Genomic DNA, 22,852 nt, shown 5'->3' with positions numbered 1-22,852 from the left:
GTCAGGGTGGCAGACGAGCGGACGCGGTACTTCCGCAAACTGGGTCGGCTTCGCCGGTCCGCCCGACGGTGGAGTGTGCTGGCCGGTGGGCTCGGCGGCGCGGCGGCGGTGCTGACCCCGTACGCCGGCCTTGGTCTGCCGGACGCGGCCTGGGCCGGCGCCGCGGGCAGTGCGGTGGCGCTCGCCGCCTGGCGCTGGATCGACGTGCGCGCCCTGGCCGCCCAGCCGGCACCGCCCGCGCTCGACCCCGCGGAGGCGGCAGCCCGGTCCCGAGCCCGGCTGATCGCCGCCGTCGAGCGGCTGCCGGTCGGGCCGGGGGTGCTCGCCGAGGTTCGCCGGGTCCGTTCCCGGATCGCCCTGCGCGGCACCAGTGCGGGCGAGCAGTGGGCCCGACTGGACCGGGCGGCGCTCACCCTGGCCGGCATGGCCCCCCGGCTCACCGGGCTGGCCGAGCCGGCGGTGCTGGAGGCCGCCGCCGCCGACCGGTCGCTGCGTGACCTGGCCGCCCGGGTGGCCAGCGTCGAACGGGCGTTGCGGCTGGCGCCGGCCGACGCCCGCCCACCGCTGGCCGACGCGCACGGCGTGCTGACCGCCCAGTTGGAGGGTGGCGTCGCGGCCTACGAACGGCTGGTGGTGGCCGCCGCCGGTTATCTCGCCGAGGACGCCCGACCGGAGCCCACCCACCCGGCCGCGGACCGGCTCACCGAGGCGACCGACCTGTTGCACGGGGTGGCCGGGGCCCTGGCCGAGCTGCGTACCGTCGGCACCCCGCTGCGCGCGCCGACCCGCTGAGCGACCCCGCACCGCGCCCACCGGCCGGTCACGGTGGCGTCGTGACCAGGACCGGGCCGGTGTACGGCGAACTGCCCACGACGTTGAACGACCGGATCCGGTAGTGGTAGGTCACGCCCCGGGCCAGTCCCGTGTTGCTGAAGCCACGCCCGGTAACGGTGAAGGTGGCCACCTCCCGGTCGAACGCCGGGTCCAGCGCCCGCTGCACGATGAACCCGGACCCTGGGCCGGCGGGGGTGCTCGCCGCCCAGGCCAGGATCACCGTCGCGGTGTCCGGCCCCGGTGTGCTGGCGGTGGCGCGCACCTCGTTCGGGGTGCCCGGCGCGGGCGGGGAGGTCACCGTGGCGACAGTCGACCAGGCCGAGGCGGCACCCAGATACGTGGTCCGTACCCGGTAGTAGTAGGTGGTGTCCGGCGCGATCGTGACGTCCAGGTGGTTGTCGCCGGCACCGATCGCCGTGGTGCCCGGCCCGCTGGTGAACGTCGGGTTGGTGGCCCGCTGCACGTCGATGCCGGTGGCGAACGAGCGGTTCGTCCAGCGCAGGGCCACCCGCAGCGGCGCGGCGGGCGGCAGTGTGGCGACCAGTCCGCTCGGCGCGGCCAGGTGCACCGCGGCGGGTGCGCCGTTCGACCAGGACGAGTAGCTGACCGCGTTCTCCGCCCGGATCCGGTAGTGGTAGGTCACGCCGGGGGTTACTGACGCGTCCGTGTACCGGGTGGCGGCCGCCGCGACGGTGATCGTGGTGACCTCGCCGTCGAATGTCGCGTCGGTGGCCCGTTGCAGCAGGTGACTGGTGGCCCGTGGCCGGCCGCCGTTGCTGGTCCAGGCCAGCCCGATCGCGGGTAGTGCGGTGGCCGAGCCCGGCACCGGTGTGGCGGTCAGCCCGGTCGGTGCCTTCGGCGTCACCCGCAGCACCAGTGGTCGGGTCATCCCGCCGTCGCGGTGGCCGGCGAGTTGGCTGTGCCAGCGGTACTCCCAGCCGAGGTTCACCAGGTGGTTGACCACGGTGGCGGGTCGCCCGTCCACCGGGCTGATCGGGGTCGACCCGGTCCGGGCCCCGGCCGGCCGGCCCGGGTCGAGCAGCCGGACGCTGTCGCCCAGCTTGAACGGCAGCGTCGGGGCGACCGGGCGCAGCGCCACCACCACGTCCTCGCGGGGGTTGACCCGGACGATCTGCTTCCACCCCAACTCGGTGGGGTGCGGGAACCGCAGCGTGCCGTCCCAACCGACCCGGTTGACCACCTGCACGTCGCAGGCCCCGAAGTGCAGCGGTTCGGTCTGCCGCACGTCGCCGCTGATCCGCCAGAGCTGGGTGCCGTCGGTCGCGCTGCCCACCGGCACGGTGGGGTCGGTGGCGAAGAGCACCTCGGTGACCGGGTCGGTCGGACCGAGGGGCAGGGCCGGCGGGTCGAGCGGCCCGGCGTGCGGGTGCCCGACGCCGAGTCGGCCGGTCAGTCGGCCGTGGTCGGGCTCGAAGACCCGCTGTGCGGCCTTGACCGCGATCGGCAGTGTCACCGGGTCCGCGCCGGCCGTCGGTGTGATCGTCACCGAGGTGGCGTGCACCGGAACGGTGGTCGTCGACGCGGTGCGGGTGCCGAACGCCGGATCGTACGCCGGTTGCGGCACGATCGGCGGGCGTTGACTGGCCGCGTACGCCCCGGGCAGCCGGTCGCGCAGCCGACCCAGGTCGTACGGCGGGGCGGGCGTCCCGGTGACCCGGAACTGGAGCAGGGTGCGGGTGTTCGGGCCGTACCCCGGTTCGGTGCCCGGCGGCCCACCCTCGGCCGTCCGGTCCGGGGCGTCGGTGTGCTGGTCGTAGCGGGGGTCGAAGCCGGGCAGCGGCGCCGGGGCGTCGTTGTACAGGATCAGCGTGCTGCCCGGCGGCACGGCGGCGAAGTCGACAAGCACATCGGCCCGCTCACCCGGGGCGAGCAGCAGGGTGTGCCCGTCGACGTTGAGCACGGTCGGGTCGAGCCGGTCGTAGCGGTAGCCGACCGGTCGGTTCGGCAGCACCACCGGGGCGGGCAGCAGCCCGGCCTCGTTGCCGATCTGGACGAACTCCGGGCCGGCGGCGCGGGGGTCCGGCACACCGCCGTCGCGCCCGTCGGTGGGCCACCCCGTCGGCCGGTCCGCCGCCCGCACGGCGGGCACCATCGGCACCTCCCCGGCTTCGGCGTCGGCGAGCGTGCCGTCGGCCGCCCACATGGCCGCGTCGGAGCAGGCCCGGTAGAGCTGGAGGTTGAGGCTGCGGTCCAGGCAGGCGTTGAGGATCCGGAACCGGTACGCGCGCGGCGCCACCTCCAGGTACGGGTAGGCGACGCCGTTGACGAGCGGGGTGTCGCCGTACGCCTCGGGGACGGCGGACGGGTGCGGCACGCCGGGGCGCGACGGCGGTTCGTCCGGCGCGTCGACCGGGTCGTGGTGCGGGTTGGCGACCCAGCCGTCGGTACGGGTGTCGTCCGGGGCGGGGTCGCGCGACCAGGGGCCGTAGTCCCACCGGCCGGTGGGGTTGCGCCCGTCGGACCGGTACGGGTTCTGCCGCGGCTGGTAGACGTGTGGGTGCCAGAGGCTTCCCCGGGCACCCCAGCGGTCCCGGTCCCAGGTCGGGTCCTCGGCGGCGAGTTGGGCGTCGTCCGGCACGAACGTCTTGTCCTCGATCACCAGCGGCAGTTGGTCGCCCGGCAGCACCCCGTCGGCGACGAGCTGGTCCTCGGCCGGGTCGGTGAGCAGGTAGAGGGCGAGTTGCCCGCCGTAGACGGTGAGTCGGGCCAGGCCGAGGGTGTTGTCGTGCCACCACAGCAGCCGGCCGCTCTGCTCGTTCGGGTAGTACAGGGTGGTGGCACCGGCACCCGGCGCCGGCATGTCCGGCACGGGGGTCACCCCCACACCGTTCGGGTACGGGGTGATCTCCCCGGCCGGAGTGATCCACTGCCCCGGGTTGCCGGCGCTGGTCCAGCCGGTCTGTGCCCCGGCCAGGTGCAGCACCGCGCGGTTCTGCGGGAACGGGGCGGGCCCGTCCAGCGGGCCGAGGCCAGCCCCCTCGATCGTGTCGTCGACCGGCAGGAACAACTCACCGGCCCGGCCGGTGGGGAGTTGGTTGATGAACTTCACCCGGACCGGTCGGCCCCGACGGGCGAGGACCATCGGACCGAGGTGCCAGGGCCGCCCCGGGGGTGCCACCGTGTTGTGGCCCGTCGGGTCGGTGCCCGGATTGAGCTGCCGGTAGCCGCGCAGCCGGGTGGCGGGGAGATCCCGGTGCAGCCGCTGCGCGTACTCCTGCACGCCGATCTCGTAGTAGTCGCAACCCGGATAGCTGATCGTGTCCGGTACGGCCACCGGTAGGTGGCCGCCGAGGTCGCTGCCGGCCCACTGGCCCGGAATGGGCAGTGGGTCCACGAACTTGCGCAGTCCGGTCCCGGGCACCACCCGCCCGTCGGCGTCGCGCGTCGGGCGGGGGCTGTGGGCGAAGTTCGGCACCGGGCCGAACCAGCGGGGCACCACGGCCGGGTCCAGGCTCGGCGCCGGGGCGGTCTCCACGGCGGTACGCGCGGCCGGCACGGCCGCCGTCCGGCCGTTGACCTGGCCGTCGGTGGCACGGGGGGCCCGTTCGAAGAAGGTGGAGCGGAGTCTGCGGAACAGCGCCATGACTCTCCCCGGGTCGGAGCGCGAGGGTCGCCACCCCGGCGTGGCTGCCTCGGCGCTCTGCTGACGATCGGTGAGCACTCAATCGCAGCATGCGACTCCGACGGCCAGATAGGAATTACCCAATCGTCCGTATCTGGGCGGGCTGACAGACCGGGCACCAGTAGGTGACCCGGTCACCCAGCTCCTCCTTGCGGATGGCGGTGCCGCAGCGGCGGCAGGGCTGGGCGCGGCGCCCGTACACGTAGCTGGTCTGGCCCCGGTGTAGCGAACCGGTGCTGCTCTGCGTCCACCGGCCGCGGTTGGCGGCGAGCAGCCGCTGCGCCAGGCTCACCAGGCCGGGCAGGTCGGGCACCTGGCCGACCGGCGTCCACGGCGACACACCGCGCAGGAACAGCACCTCGCACTTGTAGAGGTTGCCCACCCCGGCCAGGTTGCGCTGGTCGAGCAACGCCTCGCCGATGGTCTGCTCCGGGTGCTCGGCGAGTCGGCGGACCGCCTCGGCCGGGTCCCAGTCCGGCCCGAGCAGGTCGGGGCCGAGGTGCCCGACCACCTGGTCCTCCTCGGCGGTCGGCACCAGGGTCATCTCGTGCAGGTGGTAGCCCACCGCGACCGCGCCGGGGCTGCGCAGCACCACCCGGATCAGGTGCGCGGGCCGGCCGGTCCAGCGTTCCCCCGGCGCGTACGCCCGCCAGGCGCCGTCCATCCGCAGGTGCGAGTGCAGGGTCCAGGGCGCGTCGTCCGGGGTGGCGAGGCGCAGCAGCAGGTGCTTGCCCCGGCTGGCCGACTCGCGGACGGTCCAGCCACTGAGGTCGGTGGTCGCCAACTGCGGCACCCGGAAGTCACTCGTGGTGATCCGCGCGCCGGCGAGCGCGCGGTGCAGCACACGCGCGGTGTTCCAGACGGTGTCGCCTTCGGGCACCCCGCCATTCTCCCTCATTCGAGCAGGATTCGCATGTGTCGCTATTTGTACACAGGTTCCTCCTGATCTCCGGACATGCGAGGGTCAGGGAGTTCTGAGGAGAATGCCTATGTCACGGCTGCATTGTCGTACTCGATCCCTCTTCCTCGTCGCCTCCGTCACCCTCGCCCTCATCGCCACGCTCCTACCCATCACCAACCCCGTCCCGGCCGCCTCCGCCGCCGGAATCCTGCCCACTTCCACCGCCGCCGCACCGGGCGGCGAGCGGTGGAACGTCGACCTGTCCGTCGTCGACCGCGACGACGTCAACGTCCGGCGTACCGCCGCCGGGCTGCGGCTGCGCGAGGCCCGGTCCGCCGGACGCAGCCCGCGCAGTCCGCACAGCGCGGCCGCGGAGGGGCTGCTGCTGAGCGCTCCGCGGACCCTCAGCCGGCCGGCCAACCAGGTCCGCGCCCAGGTCAGTGCCGACGTGCCGACGGGCGCCACAGTCGAGGCCCAGGTCCGTGGTTGGCGGGCCAGCGGCTGGACCGAGTGGCGGTCCGCCACGGCCGGCGCGACCTTCGACAGGCCGGTGAGCCGGGTGCAGAGCCGCGTGGTGCTCACCGCGCCCACCGGCGGTGCCACCGCGACGGTACGCGCCGTCCAGCTCACCGCCGCCACCGCCGCCGCCGTCGCCGAGGCCACGCCGGGCCTCACCTACCGGGTGTACGCCACCCGCATCGGCCTGGTCGGCCAGCAGACCGCCAACGGCCGCACCGTGCAGCCCCGGGACCACTTCGTGGCGCTACCGTCGCGGCGCAGCCTGTCCCCGCTCAACTCGGGCGACTACTCCGTGCGGGTCTGCACCACCACCGGCTCCCGCTGCGAGTACGCCCCGGTCTGGGACGTCGGCCCGTGGAACACCCGCGACGACTACTGGAACCCGGCGGCGGTGCGCGAGAACTGGAAGATCCTGGGGCAGGGTCTACCCGAGGCGCAGGCCGCCTACCAGTCCGGCTTCAACGGCGGGCGGGACCAGTTCGGGAGGACCGTGCTCAACCCGGCCGCCATCGACCTGGCCGACGGCACCTTCTGGGACGGTCTCCAGTTGACCACCAACGCCTGGGTGGACGTCGCCTACCTGTGGACCGGTGGCGGGCTGCGCGGCGTCGTCGGTGACGGGCCGCTCACCATCCGCACCGGGGCCAGCACGTCGTACCCGAGCCGTGGCCTCGCCGCCCGGTTCGCCAACGTGCCGATCCAGTGCTACGTCACCGGCCAGTCCGTGGCCGGGCCCTACGGCACCACCACCCGGTGGGACCGGCTGGCCACCGGCCAGTACGTCAGCCACGCGTACATCTCGACGGTGTACGGAGGCGTCGTGCCGGTCTGCTGACCCGTACCCGCCCCGCCGGGCGTCCTCAGGGGCGCTCGTCGGGGCGGGCCGGGCGCACCATGTCCTGGTAGCGCGGGTGGCTGGCACCGTAGACGGCGTAGTTGAGTCGGGCGTGCGAGAGGCTCAGATCGCCGTTGGGGCCACCCCGGACCGTGTCGGCGTCGGCGTCGGTCTGGCCGTCGTCGGTCCAGAAACAGACCGGGCAGGTCCCCCCGCCGGTCCGGGATGCACAGCAGGGACAGCCCACGGGAACCACTTGTTCACCCACCGGGGCAGCATTCCACAGTCGAATATCAGCGGGAAACCCGTAGGACGTCTCCCGGGGCCACCCGGAGGAGGTCCACCGCCCGCCCGCCATTGATGGCGATCGCCACCAGACCGGCCGAGTCGACGTACACCACCAGGCCAGCAGCGGGGGCGTCGCCGAACGTCCGGCCCCGGACGGCCGGCCGGGTCGGCTCCGGACCGGGCGGCCCCACCCGCAGCGCCGCCGGCAACGGGTCGAGCAGGTGCGCCGGTGCGGCCAGCTGGACGTTGCCGAAATGGTCCACGGTCGACACCTCGGCGGTGAAGCCGTCGTCGTCGGAGGTCAGCGTCGGTGCCGGCAGCCGGACCAGGTCGTCCGGGTCGACCGGCGGCCCCGCCTCGACCAGGGGCGCGCCGAGCGCCAGCCGGGCCGCCACCGGCGCGAAGACGTCCCGCCCGTGGAACGTGGCGGACACCCGGTCGGCCAGCCAGCGCGGCTCGGTCAGCAGCACCGCGGCGGTCACCCCGCCGAGAGCGTCGGCGGCGTCCGGCAGCAGCCCGTTGTCCGGACCGACCAGCAGCCCACCCGGGGTGGCCAGTGCGACTCCTCGCCGGGCGGTACCCACCCCCGGGTCGACCACCGCCACGTGCACACCCACGGGCAGGTACGGCACCGTCTGCGCCAGCACGGCAGCGCCCCGCCGGACGTCCGCCGGTGGCACCAGGTGGGTCACGTCGATGACCCGGACGGCCGGTGCGAGTCGGGCGATCACCCCGTGGCAGGCGGCCACGAAGCCGTCGGTGAGGCCGTAATCGGTGGTCAGCGAGATCCAGGGCGTGGCGGGCATGCCCGCAGGCTAATCCTCGGCGTCGGTGCGCCGTTCCAGGACCAGTTCGTCGTGCGGCGGGATACGGTCCTCCACCGGTGGCTGGCGGATATGGGACAGCGCGCTGACCGACCGGCCACTCCCGCCGTCGAGCGGTGCCGGGCAGACTGCCCTGGTGACCCCTCGGAGCCTGCCCGCTGTCGCGGTCCTGCTGGCCGCCGTCGCCCTCACCGCCGGCTGCGGCGGTGACGAAGCCGACCCGTCGAGCGCGGCCCCCACCGCCTCGTCCGCGTCGGCCGCGTCGCCCGCCGTGGCCCCGACGGCCGCCATTGCGCCGAGCGCGCCGACGCCCTCGGTGGCCCCGCCCGGCACCGGCAGTGCGGCACCCCCGCCGGCCGCACCCTCCGTCGCCCCGCAGGGGCCCACGCAGCGCCGACCGGCCAGTCCACCGCCGGTGGTGCTACCCCAACGTCCGGCCGGGGCGCCCGGGGCGAAGCAGGTCGTCGAAGCGTTCCGGGCCGCCGGCCTGAAGGTGCCGCGCCCGTTGGACCGCTCGGTCGACTGCGGGCCGGACGGGCTCGGCCTGGGTTGTTCCGAGTTGATCGCCACCGGCGCCGTCACGGTGTACGTCTTCCCGGACGAGACGAGCGCCGGTGACATCGCGGAGACCTGGGGCGGCCAGTCGTACCGCCGGGGCGCCGTGGTGCTCAACTACCTGGAGGCGAAGACGCCGGTCGCCGACCGCCCGCGCTACGAGAAGGTGCTCAACGGCCTGCGTTGAGCACCGAGCCCGACCTCGACGCGGCCGGGGGCATGTCGTTCTGCTGAGCGTGATGCCGGTGAGTCATCTTGATGACTCAGCGACATCACGGTCTCCGCGGCATCGCCCGACAAGCATTGCCCGGCCGGCCGGGCGAGAGCTGGACCCCTCCTCAACGGCGAGTGGGTGGCGGGTCAGCCGCGCAGGCGTAGGCCACGGGGGGTGGCCCGGAAGCCGGCGGCGGTCAGCGCGTCGCGCAGCGGCGAGGAGTGCACCGCCTCGCCGTCGGCCCGCTCCACCGACAACGCACCCAACGCGCCGGAGTGGACGGCGTCGGCGAGCGCCTTGCCGGCCGCCGCGAGCGTGTCGGTGTCGTCGCTGAAGGACAGCAGTGTCCGACCGCCGCGTTCCACGTACAGCACGAGGTCACCGCCGACCTGCACCACCAGCGCACCGGCCTTGCGGCCGGCCCGGTGCCCGGTCGCCGGGGCGGCCCCGTCGCCGGAGTCGACAACCCGTTCCGGCCAGGGCAGAGCCGCGCCGTACGGGTTGGCCGGGTCGGTGGCGGCGAGCACGGTGGCCGGTGCGCCCCGACCCCGGGTGCCGTCCATTGGCTCGGCCAGTGCGCGCAGCCGGTCCACCGCACCGGGCACCGCGAACTGCGCCGCTCCCAACCCCTCGACGAAGTAGCCCCGGCGGGCGGCACCGCGCTCCTCCAGCGCCGACAGCACCGGGTAGACCGCCGAGAAACCGCCGACCACCTGCTCGGCCATCACCGCGCCCCGGGTGACCACCCCGTGCCGCTCCAACAGCACGTCGGCGAGCGCGGCGGCGCGGCGGGTCGGGTCGACGTCCCGCTCGGGCAGGCGCGACCAGCGACCGGCGACGGTCGGCGGGCCACCCCGGGTGGGCAGCGCCACCCGACCGGGACGCCGGTAGCGGGTGCGCGGCGCGGACGGCCGCGAGCGGTGTGCCCCGCCGGCGCCGAGCACCGCGCGCAACGGGGCGAGGGTGTCGTTGGTCAGGTGCCCCGCCCAGACCAGGTCCCAGATCACCCCGGTCAGGGCGGCGTCGTCGGTCGCGCCGACGCGGTCGGCCAGCGGCCGGAAGAACAGCGCCTGCCCGTCACCGAGCGCGTCGAGCACCGCGTCGTGCAGCGGGGTGCGGGTCAACGCCTCGTCCGGTGGCGGGAGCAGCAGCGGCGCGGCGTCCGCGTAGGCCAGGGTGACCCAGCCGTCGCCCCCGGAGATCGCCCCCGACCCGGCCCAGAGCACCTCCCCGCTGGCGCACAGCTCGTCGAGTTGGGCGGGGGAGTAGTCGGCGACCCGGCCGGGCAGCACCAGCCGCTCCAGGGCGGACGCCGGCACCGCCGCGCCCTGCAACTGCTCCACGGTCGCGGCGAGCGCCTCCACCCCTCGGGCGGACGAACCGACCTGCTGCCAGCGGGGCAAGAACGTGGCAAGCGCGCGCGGTGGCACCGGCTCGATCTCCCGGCGCAGCGCCGCGAGCGAGCGGCGGCGCAGCATCCGCAGCACCTCGGCGTCGCACCACTGGGCGCCGGCCGAATCGGGGGTGAACTCCCCGGAGACCACCCGCCCGGTGGCGCCGAGCCGGCGCAGCGCCTGCTCGACCACGAACACGCCCAGCCCGAAGCGGGCCGCGCAGCTGGCCGCGGCGAACGGGCCGTGCGTGCGGGCGTAGCGGGCCACCAGGTCGCCGAGCGGATCGGCCACCGGGGCGAGATACGCCTCGGCCACCCCCACCGGCAACGCCACGCCGAGGGCGTCGCGCAGCCGGGCGGCGTCCTCGACGCCCACCCAGCGTTGCTCGCCGGCGATCCGGACCCGCAGCACCCGGCGGGTGGCCTCCAGCTCGGTCAGCCAGGTCTCCGGCACACCCCGCTCGGTCAACTCGGCGTCGCTCAGGTCACCGAGCACCCGCAGCAACTCGACGACGTCCTCGGCATCGCGGGGGCGGCGCTGCTCGGTCAGCCACCGCAGCTGCCGATCGGTCTCGGCGAGCACGGCGGGGTCGAGCAACTCGCGCAGGTCGACCCGGCCGAGCAGCTCGCCGAGCAGCGTGGAATCCAGGGCGAGCGCGGCGGCGCGCCGCTCGGCGAGCGGGGCGTCCCCCTCGTAGAGGAACGCGCCGACGTAGCCGAAGAGCAGCGACCGCGCGAACGGCGACGGCGCGCTGGTCTCCACCTCGACCAGCCGCACCTTCCGGCTGGCCAGGTCACGCATCAACCCGGCCAGCGCCGGCTGGTCGAAGACGTCCTGGAGGCACTCCCGGGCGGCCTCCAGGGTGACCGGGAAGTCCGCGTACTCGCGGGCCACGTCGAGCAGTTGCGCGGCGCGTTGCCGCTGCTGCCACAGCGGCTGGCGGCGGCGCGGGTCACGGCGGGGCAGCAGCAGTGACCGGGCGGCGCACTCGCGGAAGCGGGCGGCGAAGAGGGCCGAGGTGCCGACCGACTCCTCCACCAGGTGGGTGATCTCGTCCGGCTCGAAGACCACCACGTCGGCGCCGGGCGGCTCGTCGGCGGTGTCCGGAAGGCGCACCACGATGCCGTCGTCGGAGGGCATCACCTGGGCGTCCACCCCGTAGCGTTCGGCCAGCCGGCGGCCCACCGCCAGGGCCCACGGCCCGTTGACCCGGGCACCGAGGACGCTGTGCACGGCGAGCCGCCAGTCACCCAGCTCGTCGCGGAACCGCTCGACCACGATGGTGCGGTCGTCGGGCAGCGACCGGGTGGCCTCCCGCTGCTCGCGCAGGTAGGCCATCAGGTTGCCGGCGGCCCAGTCGTCCAGCCCGCCGTCGCGCAAGGCGGCAAGCGCCGCCTCGTCGCTCTGCCGCAGCAGGGTGCGCACCCGGGCACCGATGGCGCGGCCCAGCTCCACCGGCCGGCCCAACTGGTCGCCCTTCCAGAACGGCATCCGCGCGGCCTGCCCCGGGGCGGGCGAGACCAGCACCCGGTCGGGCGTGATCTCCTCGATGCGCCACGAGGACGAACCGAGCAGGAACACGTCACCGACGCGGGACTCGTAGACCATCTCCTCGTCCAGCTCGCCGACCCGGGCGGCCCGTTCCGCGCCGGCCAGGAAGACCCCGAACAGCCCCCGGTCGGGAATCGTGCCGCCGCTTGTCACCGCCAGCCGCTGCGCGCCGGGACGACCGGTGAGCAGGTCGGTGGCCCGGTCCCAGACCAACCGGGGACGCAGCTCGGCGAACGCGGTGGACGGGTAACGGCCGGAGAGCATGTCCAGCACGGCGTGCAACGCCGAGTCGGGCAGCTCGGCGAACGGCGCGGCCCGCCGGACCAGCACGGCCAGGTCGCCGAGCGGCCACGGCTCCAGCGCCACCATCGCGACGATCTGCTGGGCCAGCACGTCCAGTGGGTTGCGCGGGTAGTGCAACTCCTCGATCGCGCCGTCGGTCATCCGCTCGGCGACCACCGCGCAGGAGAGCAGGTCGCCACGGTGCTTGGGGAAGACCACCCCACGGGAGACCGCACCCACCTGGTGCCCGGCCCGGCCGACCCGTTGCAGCCCGGCGGCCACGCTCGGCGGCGCCTCGATCTGCACCACCAGGTCGACCGCGCCCATGTCGATGCCCAGCTCCAGGCTGGAGGTGGCCACCACGGCCGGGAGCTGGCCGGACTTGAGCGCCTCCTCGATGTGCTTGCGCTCCTCCCGGGAGACGCTGCCGTGGTGGGCGCGGGCGATCACCGGCGCCGCGCCGGTGGCCGCGCCGGACTGAGCCAGCATCTCGGCCGGCGGCCGGTTGCGCAGCGGACCGGCGGGACCACCCCACCGCTGCGCGCCGGGCACCGGGCCGTCGTCGGCCGCCGGGTCGTCACCCGCCGACAACCCCTCGGGTACGCCGATCGCGCCCTCGGCCGAGGCGGAGGCACCTGCTCCGGCGACCGCCGCTCCGGAGGCCCCTGCCTCGGCGGTCAGCGCTTCGGCGGCCAGCTCGTTGAGTCGGGCGCAGAGGCGCTCGGCGCTGCGGCGGGAGTTGGTGAAGACGATCGTCGAGCGGTGCTGCCCGATGAGGGTGAAGACCCGCTCCTCCACGGCCGGCCAGATCGACGCGCGGCGTGGCCCGGGGCCGCCCAGGTCGTCCTCCGGTGGCTGCTCCTGCTCGTCCAGGCGGGTCATGTCCTCCACCGGGACCTGCACGCTGACCTCGATGGTCTTCGGGGTGGCCGGCTGCACCACGTCGACCGGGCGGGCGCCGCCGAGGAACTGCGCGCAGGCGTCGATCGGCCGGACGGTGGCGGAGAGGCCGATGCGCTGGGCCGGTGCGGGCAGCAGCTGGTCGAGGCGTTCGAGGGAGAGGGCGAGGTGGGCGCCGCGTTTGCTGCCGGCCACCGCGTGCACCTCGTCGACGATCACCGTCTGGATGCCGCGCAGAGAGTCGCGGGCGGCGGACGTGAGCAGCAGGAACAGCGACTCGGGCGTGGTGATGAGGATGTCCGGTGGGGTGCGGGCGAAGGCGCGCCGCTCGTCGGCCGGCGTGTCGCCGGTGCGCATGCCGACGGTGATGTCGGGGGGTGCGACACCCAGCCGGGTGGCCGCCTGCCGGATGCCGGCGAGCGGGGCGCGCAGGTTGCGCTCCACGTCGACGGCGAGGGCCTTGAGGGGGCTGACGTAGAGCACTCGGCACCGTTGGCGTGCCTCGGCCGGCGCGGGCTCGCGGGCCAGCCGGTCCAGTGACCAGAGGAAGGCCGCGAGCGTCTTGCCGGAACCGGTGGGTGCGACCACCAGGGCGCTGCGGCCGGCGGCGACCGACCGCCAGGCGCCGGTCTGGGCGGCGGTGGGTGCGGCGAAGGCGGCCTCGAACCAGGCGCGGGTGGCCGGGCCGAAGCCGGCGAGCACCGCGCCGGTGTCTGCGTCTGCCCCGGTCACCGGTCCATCCTGCCCCGCCCGTACGACAACGACGACCGTCCGACAGTGGAATGTGCCGGACAAAAGTAAAAAGCATGGAACGTGCGGTTAATACGTTAAGTCTGACTTAACTGCTTGCTTCTAAGGAGCAACATAAAGTAACTTCACTGCCAACGCGAACCGGGGTGAGGGGATTTGATGGCCGGCGAGCAGCACACCATCGAACCCGGCACCGACGTGCTGATTCGCAAGGTCGACAGCCACCTTGCGGCCCTCCGTGCGGGCCTGCACGGCCCCGAGCTTGAGCTCGCCGAACGCCTCGCCCACTGCCTGCGGGAGTTGGTCCTGTGCACCGCCCAGGCCAGCGCCGCCGATCGTGGCCAGGTACGCGTCGCCGTCCACTATTTCGTGCTGCGCCGCGAGAGTCGGGGTCGGTTGCTCTCGGTGCGGTCGCTGGCCGCCGCCGAGCGGGTGGTCGACCGGGTCGCACGCCAACTCGGCCGCGTCGACCTCCTCGCCGAGCTGGGCCACGACCGCCCCACCCCCGACAGCCCCCACCCCCGCAACAACGCCCTACACCGCTGACCCCGCGGACGAGGGCCGCGTTTCGGGCTCTGTGGGTGAATTCCGGCAAAACCGCACGGCGGGCGACGAACTGACGTCTGATCGCTGCTAGGGCCTGTTTCACCAGGACTGGCCGGCCTGTGTGAAACAGGCGCTGGGCGCCACCGCTGCACGGGCGCTGGCCACCTCGATCAGGAGCGCAGGTGCTGGTACTGCTCGTCCTTCACCTCGTGGGGGCCCTCGTCGCACCCCTGCTCGTCCGGTGGTGGGGTCGACGCGCGTGTTACCCGTTGGCGCTGGCACCGGCCGCCGCGTTCTGCTGGGCGTTGGCCCACACCCCGGCCGTCGGAGACGGCGGGGCGGTGGTCGAGACGTACCCGTGGATCCGGCAGTTGGGCCTCGACCTCGCGTTCCGGCTCACCACGCTGTCCTGGCTGATGACGCTGCTGATCGGGGGTGTCGGCGCGCTGGTGCTGGTCTACAGCGCCCACTACTTCAGCGCCGGGTCGAGCGGACTGGCACGCTACGTCGGTGTGCTGGTCGCCTTCGCCGGCGCGATGCTCGTCCTGGTCTTCGCCGACGATCTGCTACTGCTCTACGTCGGCTGGGAACTGACCACGATCCTCTCGTACCTGCTGATCGGGCACAGCACCGAGCGGCGTGCCAGTCGGTGGGCGGCGGCGCAGGCGTTGACCGTCACGACGCTGGGCGGGCTCGCCATGCTCGTCGGGTTCATCATGCTGGGCGAGCACGCCGGCACCTACCGCTGGTCGGCGATCGCCGCCCAGCCACCGCCCGGCGGTGCGTACCTCGCGGTCGCCGTGCTGTTGATCCTGGCCGGTGCGCTGTCCAAGTCGGCGGTGCTGCCGTTCAGTTCCTGGCTGCCGGTCGCGATGGCGGCGCCGACGCCGGTCAGCGCGTACCTGCACGCCGCCGCCATGGTCAAGGCCGGCGTCTACCTGGTCGGACTGCTCGCGCCGGTGCTCGCCACGGTCGGGCCGTGGCGGCCGGTGGTGCAGATCGCCGGCGTGGCGACCATGCTGCTCGGCGGTTGGGCCGCGCTGCGGCAGACCGATCTGAAGCTGTTGCTGGCGTACGGGACGGTCAGTCAGCTCGGCCTGCTGGTCGCGGTGACCGGCTCCGGTACCCCGGACGCCGCGCTGGCCGGCACCGCGATGCTCCTGGCGCACGCCCTGTTCAAGGCGGCGTTGTTCCTGGTCGTCGGCATCATCGATCATGGCGCTGGCACTCGTGACCTGGGCGAGTTGTCCGGGCTGCGGCACTGGTCGACACCGCTGTTCGTGGTCGCGGTGCTGGCCGCGGCGTCGATGGCGGGTGTGCCGCCGCTTGTCGGCTTCGTCGCGAAGGAGGCGGTGTTCGGGGCGTTCACCGACCAGCCGGTGCTGCTCACCGGTCTGGTCGCCGGGACGGTGCTCACTGTCGCGTACAGCGCACGTTTCCTCTGGGGAGCGTTCGCCGACCGCCCGGGTGTGGCACCGACCCGACCGGACCCGATCGCCGCGTCGCTGCTGGTGCCGCCGGCGGTGTTGGCCGGGTTCGGTCTGCTCGCCGGCCCGGCCGCGAGTGTGCTGGACGACCTGCTGCGCCCGTACGCCGATCTGCTCGGTGGGGTCGACGCGCACCTGGCGCTGTGGTCCGGGCCGACCCCGGCGCTCGGCCTGTCCGCGCTGGCGCTCGCCGGAGGTGGCCTGCTCTTCGCCGTGCGCGGGCCGCTCACCCCGGTGCTGGCCCGGCTGCGTTCGCCGGTGGGTGGCAACCAGGGGTACGAGTGGGTCGTGGGCCGGTTCGACCGACTGGCCATCGAGGTCACCGGTACGACGCAGCGCGGCTCCCTGCCGCAGTATCTGGGCGTCATCCTGGTCGCCCTCGTGCTGGTGCCCGGTGCGGCGATGCTCTCCGCCGGCCCGTGGCGGGCTCGGCTCCCACTCTGGGACAACCTGCTCCAACCGGTGGTGGTGCTGGTGATCGCGGTGGCCGCGGTGTTGGCGGTCGGCACCCGCCGTCGGTTGACCGCGATGCTGTTGGTGGGGATGACCGGCTACGGCACCGCGATGCTGTTCGTCCTGTACGGGGCACCCGACCTGGCGCTCACCCAGTTCCTGGTGGAGACCGCGACGATCGCGGTCTTCGTGCTGGTGCTGCGTCGCCTGCCGCAGCGGTTCTCGGCCCGCCCGCTGCGCCGCAGCCGGTGGACCCGCCGGGCGGTCGGGGTGGCGGTGGGCGTGGTGGCCGCCGGGCTGGCCCTGACCGCCGCCGGTGCCCGCCGGGCACCGGACATCTCCGCCGCCTTTCCGGATCTGGCGGTGGCCCACGGGTACGGCCGCAACGTGGTCAACGTGACACTTGTCGACATTCGGGCCTGGGACACGATGGGCGAACTGGCGGTCCTGGTGGTGGCCGCGACCGGGGTGGCCAGCCTGATCTTCGAGCGGTCCCGCACCGGGCCGCGACCGCGTCGGCCCGAGTCGGATGCGCGGGTGAACCGACCCGGTCGGCCGGTGTGGCTGCGGGGCGGCCCCACTCTCCACGAGGAACGCCGTTCGATCGTGTTGGAGGTGGTCATCCGGCTGATCTTCCACACCGTCGTGCTGTTCTCCCTGTTCCTGCTCTTCTCCGGGCACAACGCGCCGGGGGGCGGTTTCGCCGGCGGTCTGGTGGCGGGTCTCGCCCTGGTGGTCCGCTATCTGGCCGGCGGCCGGTACGAGTTGACCGAGGCGGCCCCGATCGGCGCCGGAGTGATCCTGGGCGCCGGACTGGCCGTGGCGGTGGGCAGCGGCGTGGTGGGTCTGCTGGTCGGCGGGTCGGTGCTGGAGAGCGCCAAGGTCGACGGGTCCCTGCCGTTGGTCGGTGACGCCCACCTGGTCACGTCGCTCTTCTTCGACATCGGCGTGTACCTGGTCGTGATCGGGCTGGTGTTGGACATCCTGCGCAGCCTCGGCGCCGAGGTGGACCGGCACATCGAGGCCACCGGGACGGCCACCGGCGGCCTGGCCGTCGACAAGGGTGAAAGGGCATGACGGCGACCGGCGCGGGACCGACGCTGGTGCTGGTGCTGGCCGTCGCGGTGCTCGTCGGGTGCGGGGTGATCCTGCTGTTGGAGCGCAGCCTGACCCGGATCCTGCTCGGGGTGATCCTGCTCGGCAACGGGGTGAATCTGCTGATCCTGCTGGGCGGGCGGCCCGGTGCGGCGCCGATCGTCGGGACCGGCCCGATCGAGCGGATGAGTGATCCGCTGCCGCAGGCGATGGTGTTGACCGCCATCGTGATCACTTTCGGGCTGAGTGCGTTCCTGCTCGCGGTGGCGTACCGGAGTTGGTATCTGACCGGCGACGACGAGGTGCCCGACGACCTGGAGGACCGGCAGATCATCCGCCGGGCGGTGCGCGACGAGGTGGGCACCGCCGACCTCGGCGGGGAGGGGCCGGGTGACGACCCGGAGCAGGTCGATCCCGAGCCCGCCCGCCGCCGACTGCGCCGCGGGGAGGAGGCGTGATGAGCACCCTGGTGCCGCTGCCGGTGGTGGTGCCGCTGCTCGGTGCGGCGCTGACCCTGCTGCTGGCCGCGCGGCCCCGCCTGCAGCGGGTGGTCAGCGTGCTCTGCCTGGGTGGCACCCTCACCGTGGCGGTGCTGCTGTTGGTGCAGGCGTACCGGCACGGGCCGGTGGTGGTGGCGGTCGGGGCGTGGCCGGCACCGTTCGGGATCGTGCTGGTCGCCGACCAGCTTGCCGCGCTGATGCTCGTGGTCTCGTCGGCGGTCACCCTCTGCGTGCTGCTGTACTCGATCGGCCAGGGGCGCAGCGAGACCGGGGAGAGCTCACCGGTGGTCATCTTCCACCCGACGTACCTGGTGCTCACCGCGGGCGTCACCAACGCGTTCCTGGCGGGTGATCTGTTCAACCTCTTCGTCGGTTTCGAGATCCTGTTGGCCGCCAGCTTCGTGCTGATCACCCTGGGCGGCTCCGAGGCCCGGATCCGGACCGGGTCGACGTACGTGGTGGTCAGCATCCTCTCCTCGATGATCTTCCTGACGGCGGTGGGTCTGGTGTACGCGGCCACCGGCACGCTCAACCTGGCGCAGCTCGCCCGGCGCCTCGACGACCTGCCCGACGGCGTACGACTGACACTGGAGCTGATGTTGCTCCTGGCCTTCGCGATCAAGGCGGCGGTCTTCCCGCTGTCGGCCTGGCTGCCGGACAGCTATCCCACCGCACCGGCCCCGGTCACCGCCGTCTTCGCGGGTCTGCTCACCAAGGTGGGCGTCTACGCGATCATCCGCACCGAGACGTTGCTGTTTCCCGGTGGGCACGCCGACGTGCTGCTCATGGTCGTCGCCGGGCTGACCATGGTGATCGGCATCCTCGGCGCGGTGGCCCAGTCCGATCTGAAGCGGCTCTTCTCGTTCACCCTGGTCAGCCACATCGGCTACATGATCTTCGGGGTGGCGTTGAGCACCGCCGCCGGCCTCTCCGGCGCGATCTTCTACGTGGTGCACCACATCACCATCCAGACCACGTTGTTCCTCGTCGCCGGGCTGGTCGAGGAGCGCGCCGGCAGCACCGACCTGCGCCGCATCGGCGGGCTGGCCCGGGTGGCGCCGCTGCTCGGTGTCCTGTTCTTCGTCCCGGCCATGAACCTCGCCGGGGTGCCGCCGTTCTCCGGTTTCCTCGGCAAGCTCGGCCTGCTCCAGGCCGGGGTGGCGGCCGGCGGTCCGTTGCCCTGGGCGCTGGTCGCGGCGGGCACGCTGACCAGCCTGCTCACCCTCTACGTGGCGTCGCGGGTGTGGAACATCGCCTTCTGGCGCGCGCCGCGACTGGCCACCAGCGAGCCGGCCGTCCGGTTGCCGAAGCTGATGGTCGGGGCCACGGTGGCCCTGGTCGCCTTCGGGCTGGCGCTGACCGTGCTGGCCGGTCCGCTCTTCGACGTCACCGCCGACGCGGCTGCCGACCTGCGCCTGCGTACCCCGTACGTCGATGCCGTGCTGCCGAACGGCGTGCCGTGACCGGCCCCTCCGAGTCGGCCCGCGACGCCCCCGGGCCGCCGGCGTCGGGGCGCGGCCGGCTCGGGCGCTGGCGGGACCAGACGGCGGCACTCGGGTGGTTGGTGGTGGTCTGGAACCTGCTCTGGGGCGACGTCAACTGGGCCAACGCGGCAGGCGGTGTGCTGGTGGGCGGCGCGGTGCTGGCCTTCTTCCCGCTGCCGGCGGTCAGTTACGGCGGTCGGCTGCGGTTCCGGGGGCTGCTGGTGTTCGCGGCGCGGTTCGCCGTGGAGTTGGTCAGCGCGAGCCTGCACGTCGCCCGGATCGCCGTGCAGCCCGGCTACCGGCCGCGCGGGGCCATCATCGCGGTCCGGCTGCGGGTGCCCACCGACCTGAACCTGGCGCTCACCGCCGAGGCGGTCTCGCTGGTGCCGGGCACGCTGATCCTGGAGGTGGACCGGGACTCCGGGACGCTCTACCTGCACGTGCTCGACACCCACGGGCCGGCGGACCTGGACGTGGCCCGGGAACGCACCCGCACCGTCGAACGGCGTGTCATCCGCGCGGTGGGCTCCGACGCCGAACTGCGCCGCGTCGAGACCGACGAATCCGAGAGGGGTACCAGCCCGTGACCACGTTCCTGGCCGTCGTCCTTACCGTCCTGCTGTCGGTGACCGCGCTTCTCGCGCTGGCCCGCCTCTACCGTGGTCCGTCACTTGTGGACCGGGTGATCGCGGCGGACATGCTGCTCGCCACCATGGTCGGCGCGGTGGGCGCCGAGGCGGCGGTCAACGGGCATGCCACCACACTGCCCGTGCTGGTGGTGCTCTCCCTGCTCGGCTTCGTGGGCTCGGTGTCACTCGTCCGCTTCGCCGTTCGGGAGCAGCAGTGATCGCGACGATCGCGGACTGGCTCGGTGCCGCCTGTCTGGTGGCCGGCGCGCTGCTCGGCCTGGCCGCCGGGATCGGCGTGCTGCGTTTCCCGGACGCGTTGTCCCGGATGCACGCGGCCACCAAACCGCAGGTGCTCGGGGTGCTCCTGCTGCTGTTGGGCATCGCGTTGCGCCTGCGGTCTCCGGCGGATCTGGGCATGGTCGCGCTGGTGGCGGTCTTCCAGTTGGCGACCGCGCCGGTCTCGGCGCAGATGATCGGGCGGGCCGCGTACCGGTCGGGGCGGCTGGACCGGAGTCTGCTCGACGCCGACGAGCTGGCCGAACACGGCTCGGGTGGCGGGTCGACCGGAGCGGCGTGACGGGGGCGAACCGGACGTTGCTGCCCCTTCGGCCCACCCCCAGCGGAGTCCCAGCCAGCGCGGATAAAATAGCGGCATGATCGACTCCTCTGCCCAGGAGGGCAGCAGTAGCCAGCCGGGTCGTGCCCGGCATCTCCCCGTCCCGACGACCCCGGGAGCCCTGAGCGACCCGTGCTGATCGTCGTCGGCCTTCTTCTGATCATTCTTCTCACTGCCGCCACCGGTTACTTCGTGGCGCAGGAGTTCGGCTACGTCGCCGTGGACCGGGGCAAGCTGCGCCAGCTCGCCGACGACGGCGACCAGGCCGCCGCCCGGGCCCTGACCGTCACCAGCCGGCTCTCCTTCGTGCTCTCCGGCGCCCAACTCGGCATCACCGTCACCGCCCTGCTGGTCGGCTACGTCGCCGAGCCGTACCTCGGCGGTGGTCTCGCCGACCTGCTCGGCGTGGCCGGCGTCAGCGAAGCGGTCAGCCTGCCGCTGTCGGTGGCGTTGGCCCTGGTCATCGCCACCGTCGTGCAGATGGTGCTCGGTGAGCTGGCCCCGAAGAACCTGGCCATCGCCCGAGCCGAGCAACTGGCCCGGGCGCTGAGCCGATCCACCCTGCTCTACCTGGCCGTCGCGGGGCCGGTGATCCGGCTCTTCGACCGGGCATCGGTGCGGCTGCTGCGCCGGTTCGGCATCGAGCCGATCGAGGAGCTGCCCAGCGGCGCCACCCCGGCGGACCTGGAACAGATCATCGCCGAGTCCCGCGAGGAGGGCAGCCTCGACGCCGAGATGTCCACGCTGCTCGACCGAGGTCTGGACTTCCGCGAGCTGACCGCCGGTGAGGCCATGGTGCCCCGGGTCGACGTGCACACCGTACGGGCGCACGAGCCGGTCAGCCGGGTGGTCGAGCTGCTGGACACCGGCCACTCCCGCTTCCCGGTGCGCGGTGCGGAGGGCGTCGACGACCTGCTCGGCGTGGTCGGCATCGCCGACGTGCTCGGCGTACCCCCGGCGGAGCGGGCCACCACCCCGGTGAGCGCGGTGGCCGGGCCGCCGCTGCTCGTACCGGAGACGTTGGCCCTGCCCACGGTGCTGGACCGGCTGCGGTCCGGGCACCGGCAGATGGCGTGCGTGGTCGACGAGTACGGCGGCTTCGCCGGGGTGATCACCCTGGAGGATATCGCCGAGGAACTGGTCGGCCCGATCCGGGACGAAGACGACCCGCCGGACCGCGCGCCGGCCCGGCAGGACGACGGGTCGTGGGTGGTGCCGGCCCGCTGGCGGATCGACGAGGTCGCCGACAGCACCGGCATCGCGCTGCCCGAGGCCCCGGAGTACGACACCCTGTCCGGCTTGGTGATGCGGGAGCTGGGCCGGGTGCCGGAGGTCGGTGACCGGCTGGAGATCAGCCTGCTACCCGAGGGCGCCGACGGTGAGGACCACGAGACGGAGCCCCGGGCCCTGGTCGAGGTGCTGGCCGTGGACCGGCACGTGGCCGACTCGGTGCGGTTGCAGTTGACCAAGCCGGGGGTGAGCGCGTGAGCCCCGGGATCGCGCTGTTCAGCTCGGTGATCCTGCTGGCGCTGAACGGGTTCTTCGTGGCCGCCGAGTTCGCCCTGGTGGCGAGCAAGCGGTACCGCCTGGAACAGGCCGCGGCGAACGGCGGTCGGGCGGCACGCGCCGCCCTGGACGGCGTCCGCGAGCTGTCGCTGATGCTGGCCGGCGCGCAGCTCGGCATCACGCTGTGCACCCTGGGTCTCGGCGCGCTGGCCGAGCCGGCGATCGAGCACCTGCTCAGCCCGCTGCTGCACGCGGTGGGCCTGCCGGACGCGGCCAGTCACCTGATCGCCCTGGTCTTCGCCCTCGGGGTGGTCACCTTCCTGCACCTGGTGGTGGGGGAGATGGCACCGAAGTCGTGGGCGATCACCGACGCGGAGCGTTCGGCGACGCTGCTCGCGCTGCCGTTCCGTGCCTTCGCCCGGGTGTCCCGGCCGGTGCTCTCCGCGCTCAACGCCCTGGCCAACGCGATCCTGCGGCTGGTCGGGGTGAACCAGCAGGACCAACTCGCCCAGGTGCACGGCCCGGACGAGCTGAGGATCCTGCTGGAACAGTCCCGCGAGCACGGGCTGCTCGGCGCCGAGCAACACCAGTTGTTGACCAGCATGCTGGAGTTGCAGGGCACCTCCGTGGCGCAGGTGATGGAACCGTTCGCCACCATGGTCACCGTCCGTCGGGACGACCCGGCCGAACGGATCGAACAGGTCAGCCGGGACAGCGGTCGATCCCGACTGGCGGTGCTGGACGAGGCGGGCGACGTCTGCGGCCTGGTGCACGTCCGGGAGGCGGTGCGGGTGGTCACCACCGGCCGGGTCGCCACCGCCGGGGAGCTGATGACGCCCGCGTTCACCCTGCCCGCGACGTCCTCGGTGACCGAGGCGGTGGGGGCGATGCGGGCCCGACAGTCGCAGCTCGCGCTGGTACGCAACGGCGGTGGCCCGGCCCGGCCGATCGGTTTCGTGGCCCTGGAGGACCTCCTGGAGGAGGTCATCGGGGAGTTCGACGACGAGACCGACACGGTGCCGCGCGGGCGGCGGTTGCGCTGACGT

General features: G+C 73.7%; 17 protein-coding genes. 12 read left to right on the top strand and 5 right to left on the bottom strand.

Going from position 1 to position 22,852, the window contains the following annotated elements:
• Window positions 1-6 precede the first annotated feature (6 nt).
• A complete protein-coding gene (locus tag AB0B57_RS22665) occupies window positions 7-792 on the top strand; it encodes a hypothetical protein (protein ID WP_357073060.1) in 786 nt (261 codons plus the stop codon).
• 28 nt (window positions 793-820) lie between these two features.
• On the opposite strand, the gene AB0B57_RS22660 is transcribed toward AB0B57_RS22665, so the two are convergent.
• Both AB0B57_RS22660 and AB0B57_RS22655 read right to left on the bottom strand, forming a co-directional pair.
• Complete coding sequence (locus tag AB0B57_RS22660; protein ID WP_357073058.1) at window positions 821-4,438, bottom strand: hypothetical protein; 3,618 nt, start codon at window positions 4,436-4,438, stop codon at window positions 821-823.
• 115 nt (window positions 4,439-4,553) lie between these two features.
• A complete protein-coding gene (locus AB0B57_RS22655; RefSeq protein ID WP_357073273.1) occupies window positions 4,554-5,357 on the bottom strand; it encodes a DNA-formamidopyrimidine glycosylase family protein in 804 nt (267 codons plus the stop codon).
• Window positions 5,358-5,466: 109 nt separating this feature from the next.
• On the opposite strand from AB0B57_RS22655, the gene AB0B57_RS22650 reads away from it, so the two are divergent.
• Complete coding sequence (locus tag AB0B57_RS22650) at window positions 5,467-6,732, top strand: hypothetical protein (RefSeq protein WP_357073054.1); 1,266 nt, start codon at window positions 5,467-5,469, stop codon at window positions 6,730-6,732.
• A 25-nt stretch (window positions 6,733-6,757) separates the two neighbouring features.
• Here AB0B57_RS22650 and AB0B57_RS22645 read toward each other — a convergent pair whose 3' ends face one another.
• Window positions 6,758-7,000 carry a CPCC family cysteine-rich protein gene (locus AB0B57_RS22645; protein WP_357073052.1) on the bottom strand — a complete coding sequence of 81 codons (243 nt, stop codon included), beginning with the start codon at window positions 6,998-7,000 and terminating at the stop codon, window positions 6,758-6,760.
• Window positions 7,001-7,025: 25 nt separating this feature from the next.
• Window positions 7,026-7,826: an SAM-dependent chlorinase/fluorinase gene (locus AB0B57_RS22640; protein ID WP_357073049.1), complete on the bottom strand. Its 801-nt coding sequence runs from the start codon at window positions 7,824-7,826 to the stop codon at window positions 7,026-7,028.
• 154 nt (window positions 7,827-7,980) lie between these two features.
• Between AB0B57_RS22640 and AB0B57_RS22635 the strand changes: the two genes are divergently transcribed.
• Complete coding sequence (locus AB0B57_RS22635; RefSeq protein WP_357073046.1) at window positions 7,981-8,586, top strand: hypothetical protein; 606 nt, start codon at window positions 7,981-7,983, stop codon at window positions 8,584-8,586.
• A 173-nt stretch (window positions 8,587-8,759) separates the two neighbouring features.
• Here the strand turns inward: AB0B57_RS22635 and AB0B57_RS22630 are convergent, their stop codons facing one another.
• Window positions 8,760-13,472 (bottom strand): DEAD/DEAH box helicase, encoded by a 4,713-nt coding sequence (locus AB0B57_RS22630; protein ID WP_357073043.1) that lies wholly within the window; start codon window positions 13,470-13,472, stop codon window positions 8,760-8,762.
• A gap of 177 nt (window positions 13,473-13,649) precedes the next feature.
• On the opposite strand from AB0B57_RS22630, the gene AB0B57_RS22625 reads away from it, so the two are divergent.
• The 9 genes from AB0B57_RS22625 (at window position 13,650) to AB0B57_RS22585 (ending at window position 22,849) form a co-directional block, all read left to right on the top strand.
• Window positions 13,650-14,036, top strand: coding sequence for a hypothetical protein (locus tag AB0B57_RS22625; protein WP_357073040.1), 387 nt, complete (start codon window positions 13,650-13,652; stop codon window positions 14,034-14,036).
• A gap of 182 nt (window positions 14,037-14,218) precedes the next feature.
• Window positions 14,219-17,053 carry a Na+/H+ antiporter subunit A gene (locus AB0B57_RS22620; RefSeq protein WP_357073037.1) on the top strand — a complete coding sequence of 945 codons (2,835 nt, stop codon included), beginning with the start codon at window positions 14,219-14,221 and terminating at the stop codon, window positions 17,051-17,053.
• On the top strand, window positions 17,050-17,529 hold the full coding sequence (locus AB0B57_RS22615; protein WP_357073034.1) for a Na(+)/H(+) antiporter subunit C: 480 nt from the start codon (window positions 17,050-17,052) through the stop codon (window positions 17,527-17,529). Before AB0B57_RS22620 ends, AB0B57_RS22615 begins: the two co-directional genes overlap by 4 nt.
• On the top strand, window positions 17,529-19,034 hold the full coding sequence (locus AB0B57_RS22610; RefSeq protein WP_357073031.1) for a Na+/H+ antiporter subunit D: 1,506 nt from the start codon (window positions 17,529-17,531) through the stop codon (window positions 19,032-19,034). The genes AB0B57_RS22615 and AB0B57_RS22610 overlap by 1 nt, the downstream gene beginning before the upstream one ends.
• A complete protein-coding gene (locus AB0B57_RS22605; RefSeq protein ID WP_357073028.1) occupies window positions 19,031-19,642 on the top strand; it encodes a Na+/H+ antiporter subunit E in 612 nt (203 codons plus the stop codon). Before AB0B57_RS22610 ends, AB0B57_RS22605 begins: the two co-directional genes overlap by 4 nt.
• Window positions 19,639-19,902, top strand: a complete 264-nt coding sequence (locus AB0B57_RS22600) for a monovalent cation/H+ antiporter complex subunit F (RefSeq protein WP_357073025.1) — start codon at window positions 19,639-19,641, stop codon at window positions 19,900-19,902. The genes AB0B57_RS22605 and AB0B57_RS22600 overlap by 4 nt, the downstream gene beginning before the upstream one ends.
• Window positions 19,902-20,261, top strand: coding sequence for a monovalent cation/H(+) antiporter subunit G (mnhG, locus tag AB0B57_RS22595; protein ID WP_357073270.1), 360 nt, complete (start codon window positions 19,902-19,904; stop codon window positions 20,259-20,261). The genes AB0B57_RS22600 and mnhG overlap by 1 nt, the downstream gene beginning before the upstream one ends.
• 171 nt (window positions 20,262-20,432) lie before the next feature.
• Window positions 20,433-21,788 (top strand): hemolysin family protein, encoded by a 1,356-nt coding sequence (locus AB0B57_RS22590; RefSeq protein ID WP_357073022.1) that lies wholly within the window; start codon window positions 20,433-20,435, stop codon window positions 21,786-21,788.
• Window positions 21,785-22,849, top strand: a complete 1,065-nt coding sequence (locus AB0B57_RS22585; RefSeq protein ID WP_357073019.1) for a hemolysin family protein — start codon at window positions 21,785-21,787, stop codon at window positions 22,847-22,849. The genes AB0B57_RS22590 and AB0B57_RS22585 overlap by 4 nt, the downstream gene beginning before the upstream one ends.
• The last annotated feature ends 3 nt before the right edge of the window (window positions 22,850-22,852 follow it).

Source organism: Micromonospora sp. NPDC049101 (assembly GCF_040648675.1).
GTDB lineage: Bacteria > Actinomycetota > Actinomycetes > Mycobacteriales > Micromonosporaceae > Micromonospora.
The sequence above is the reverse complement of the archived record's forward strand: the minus strand, read 5'-3'. Positions and strand labels throughout refer to the sequence as shown.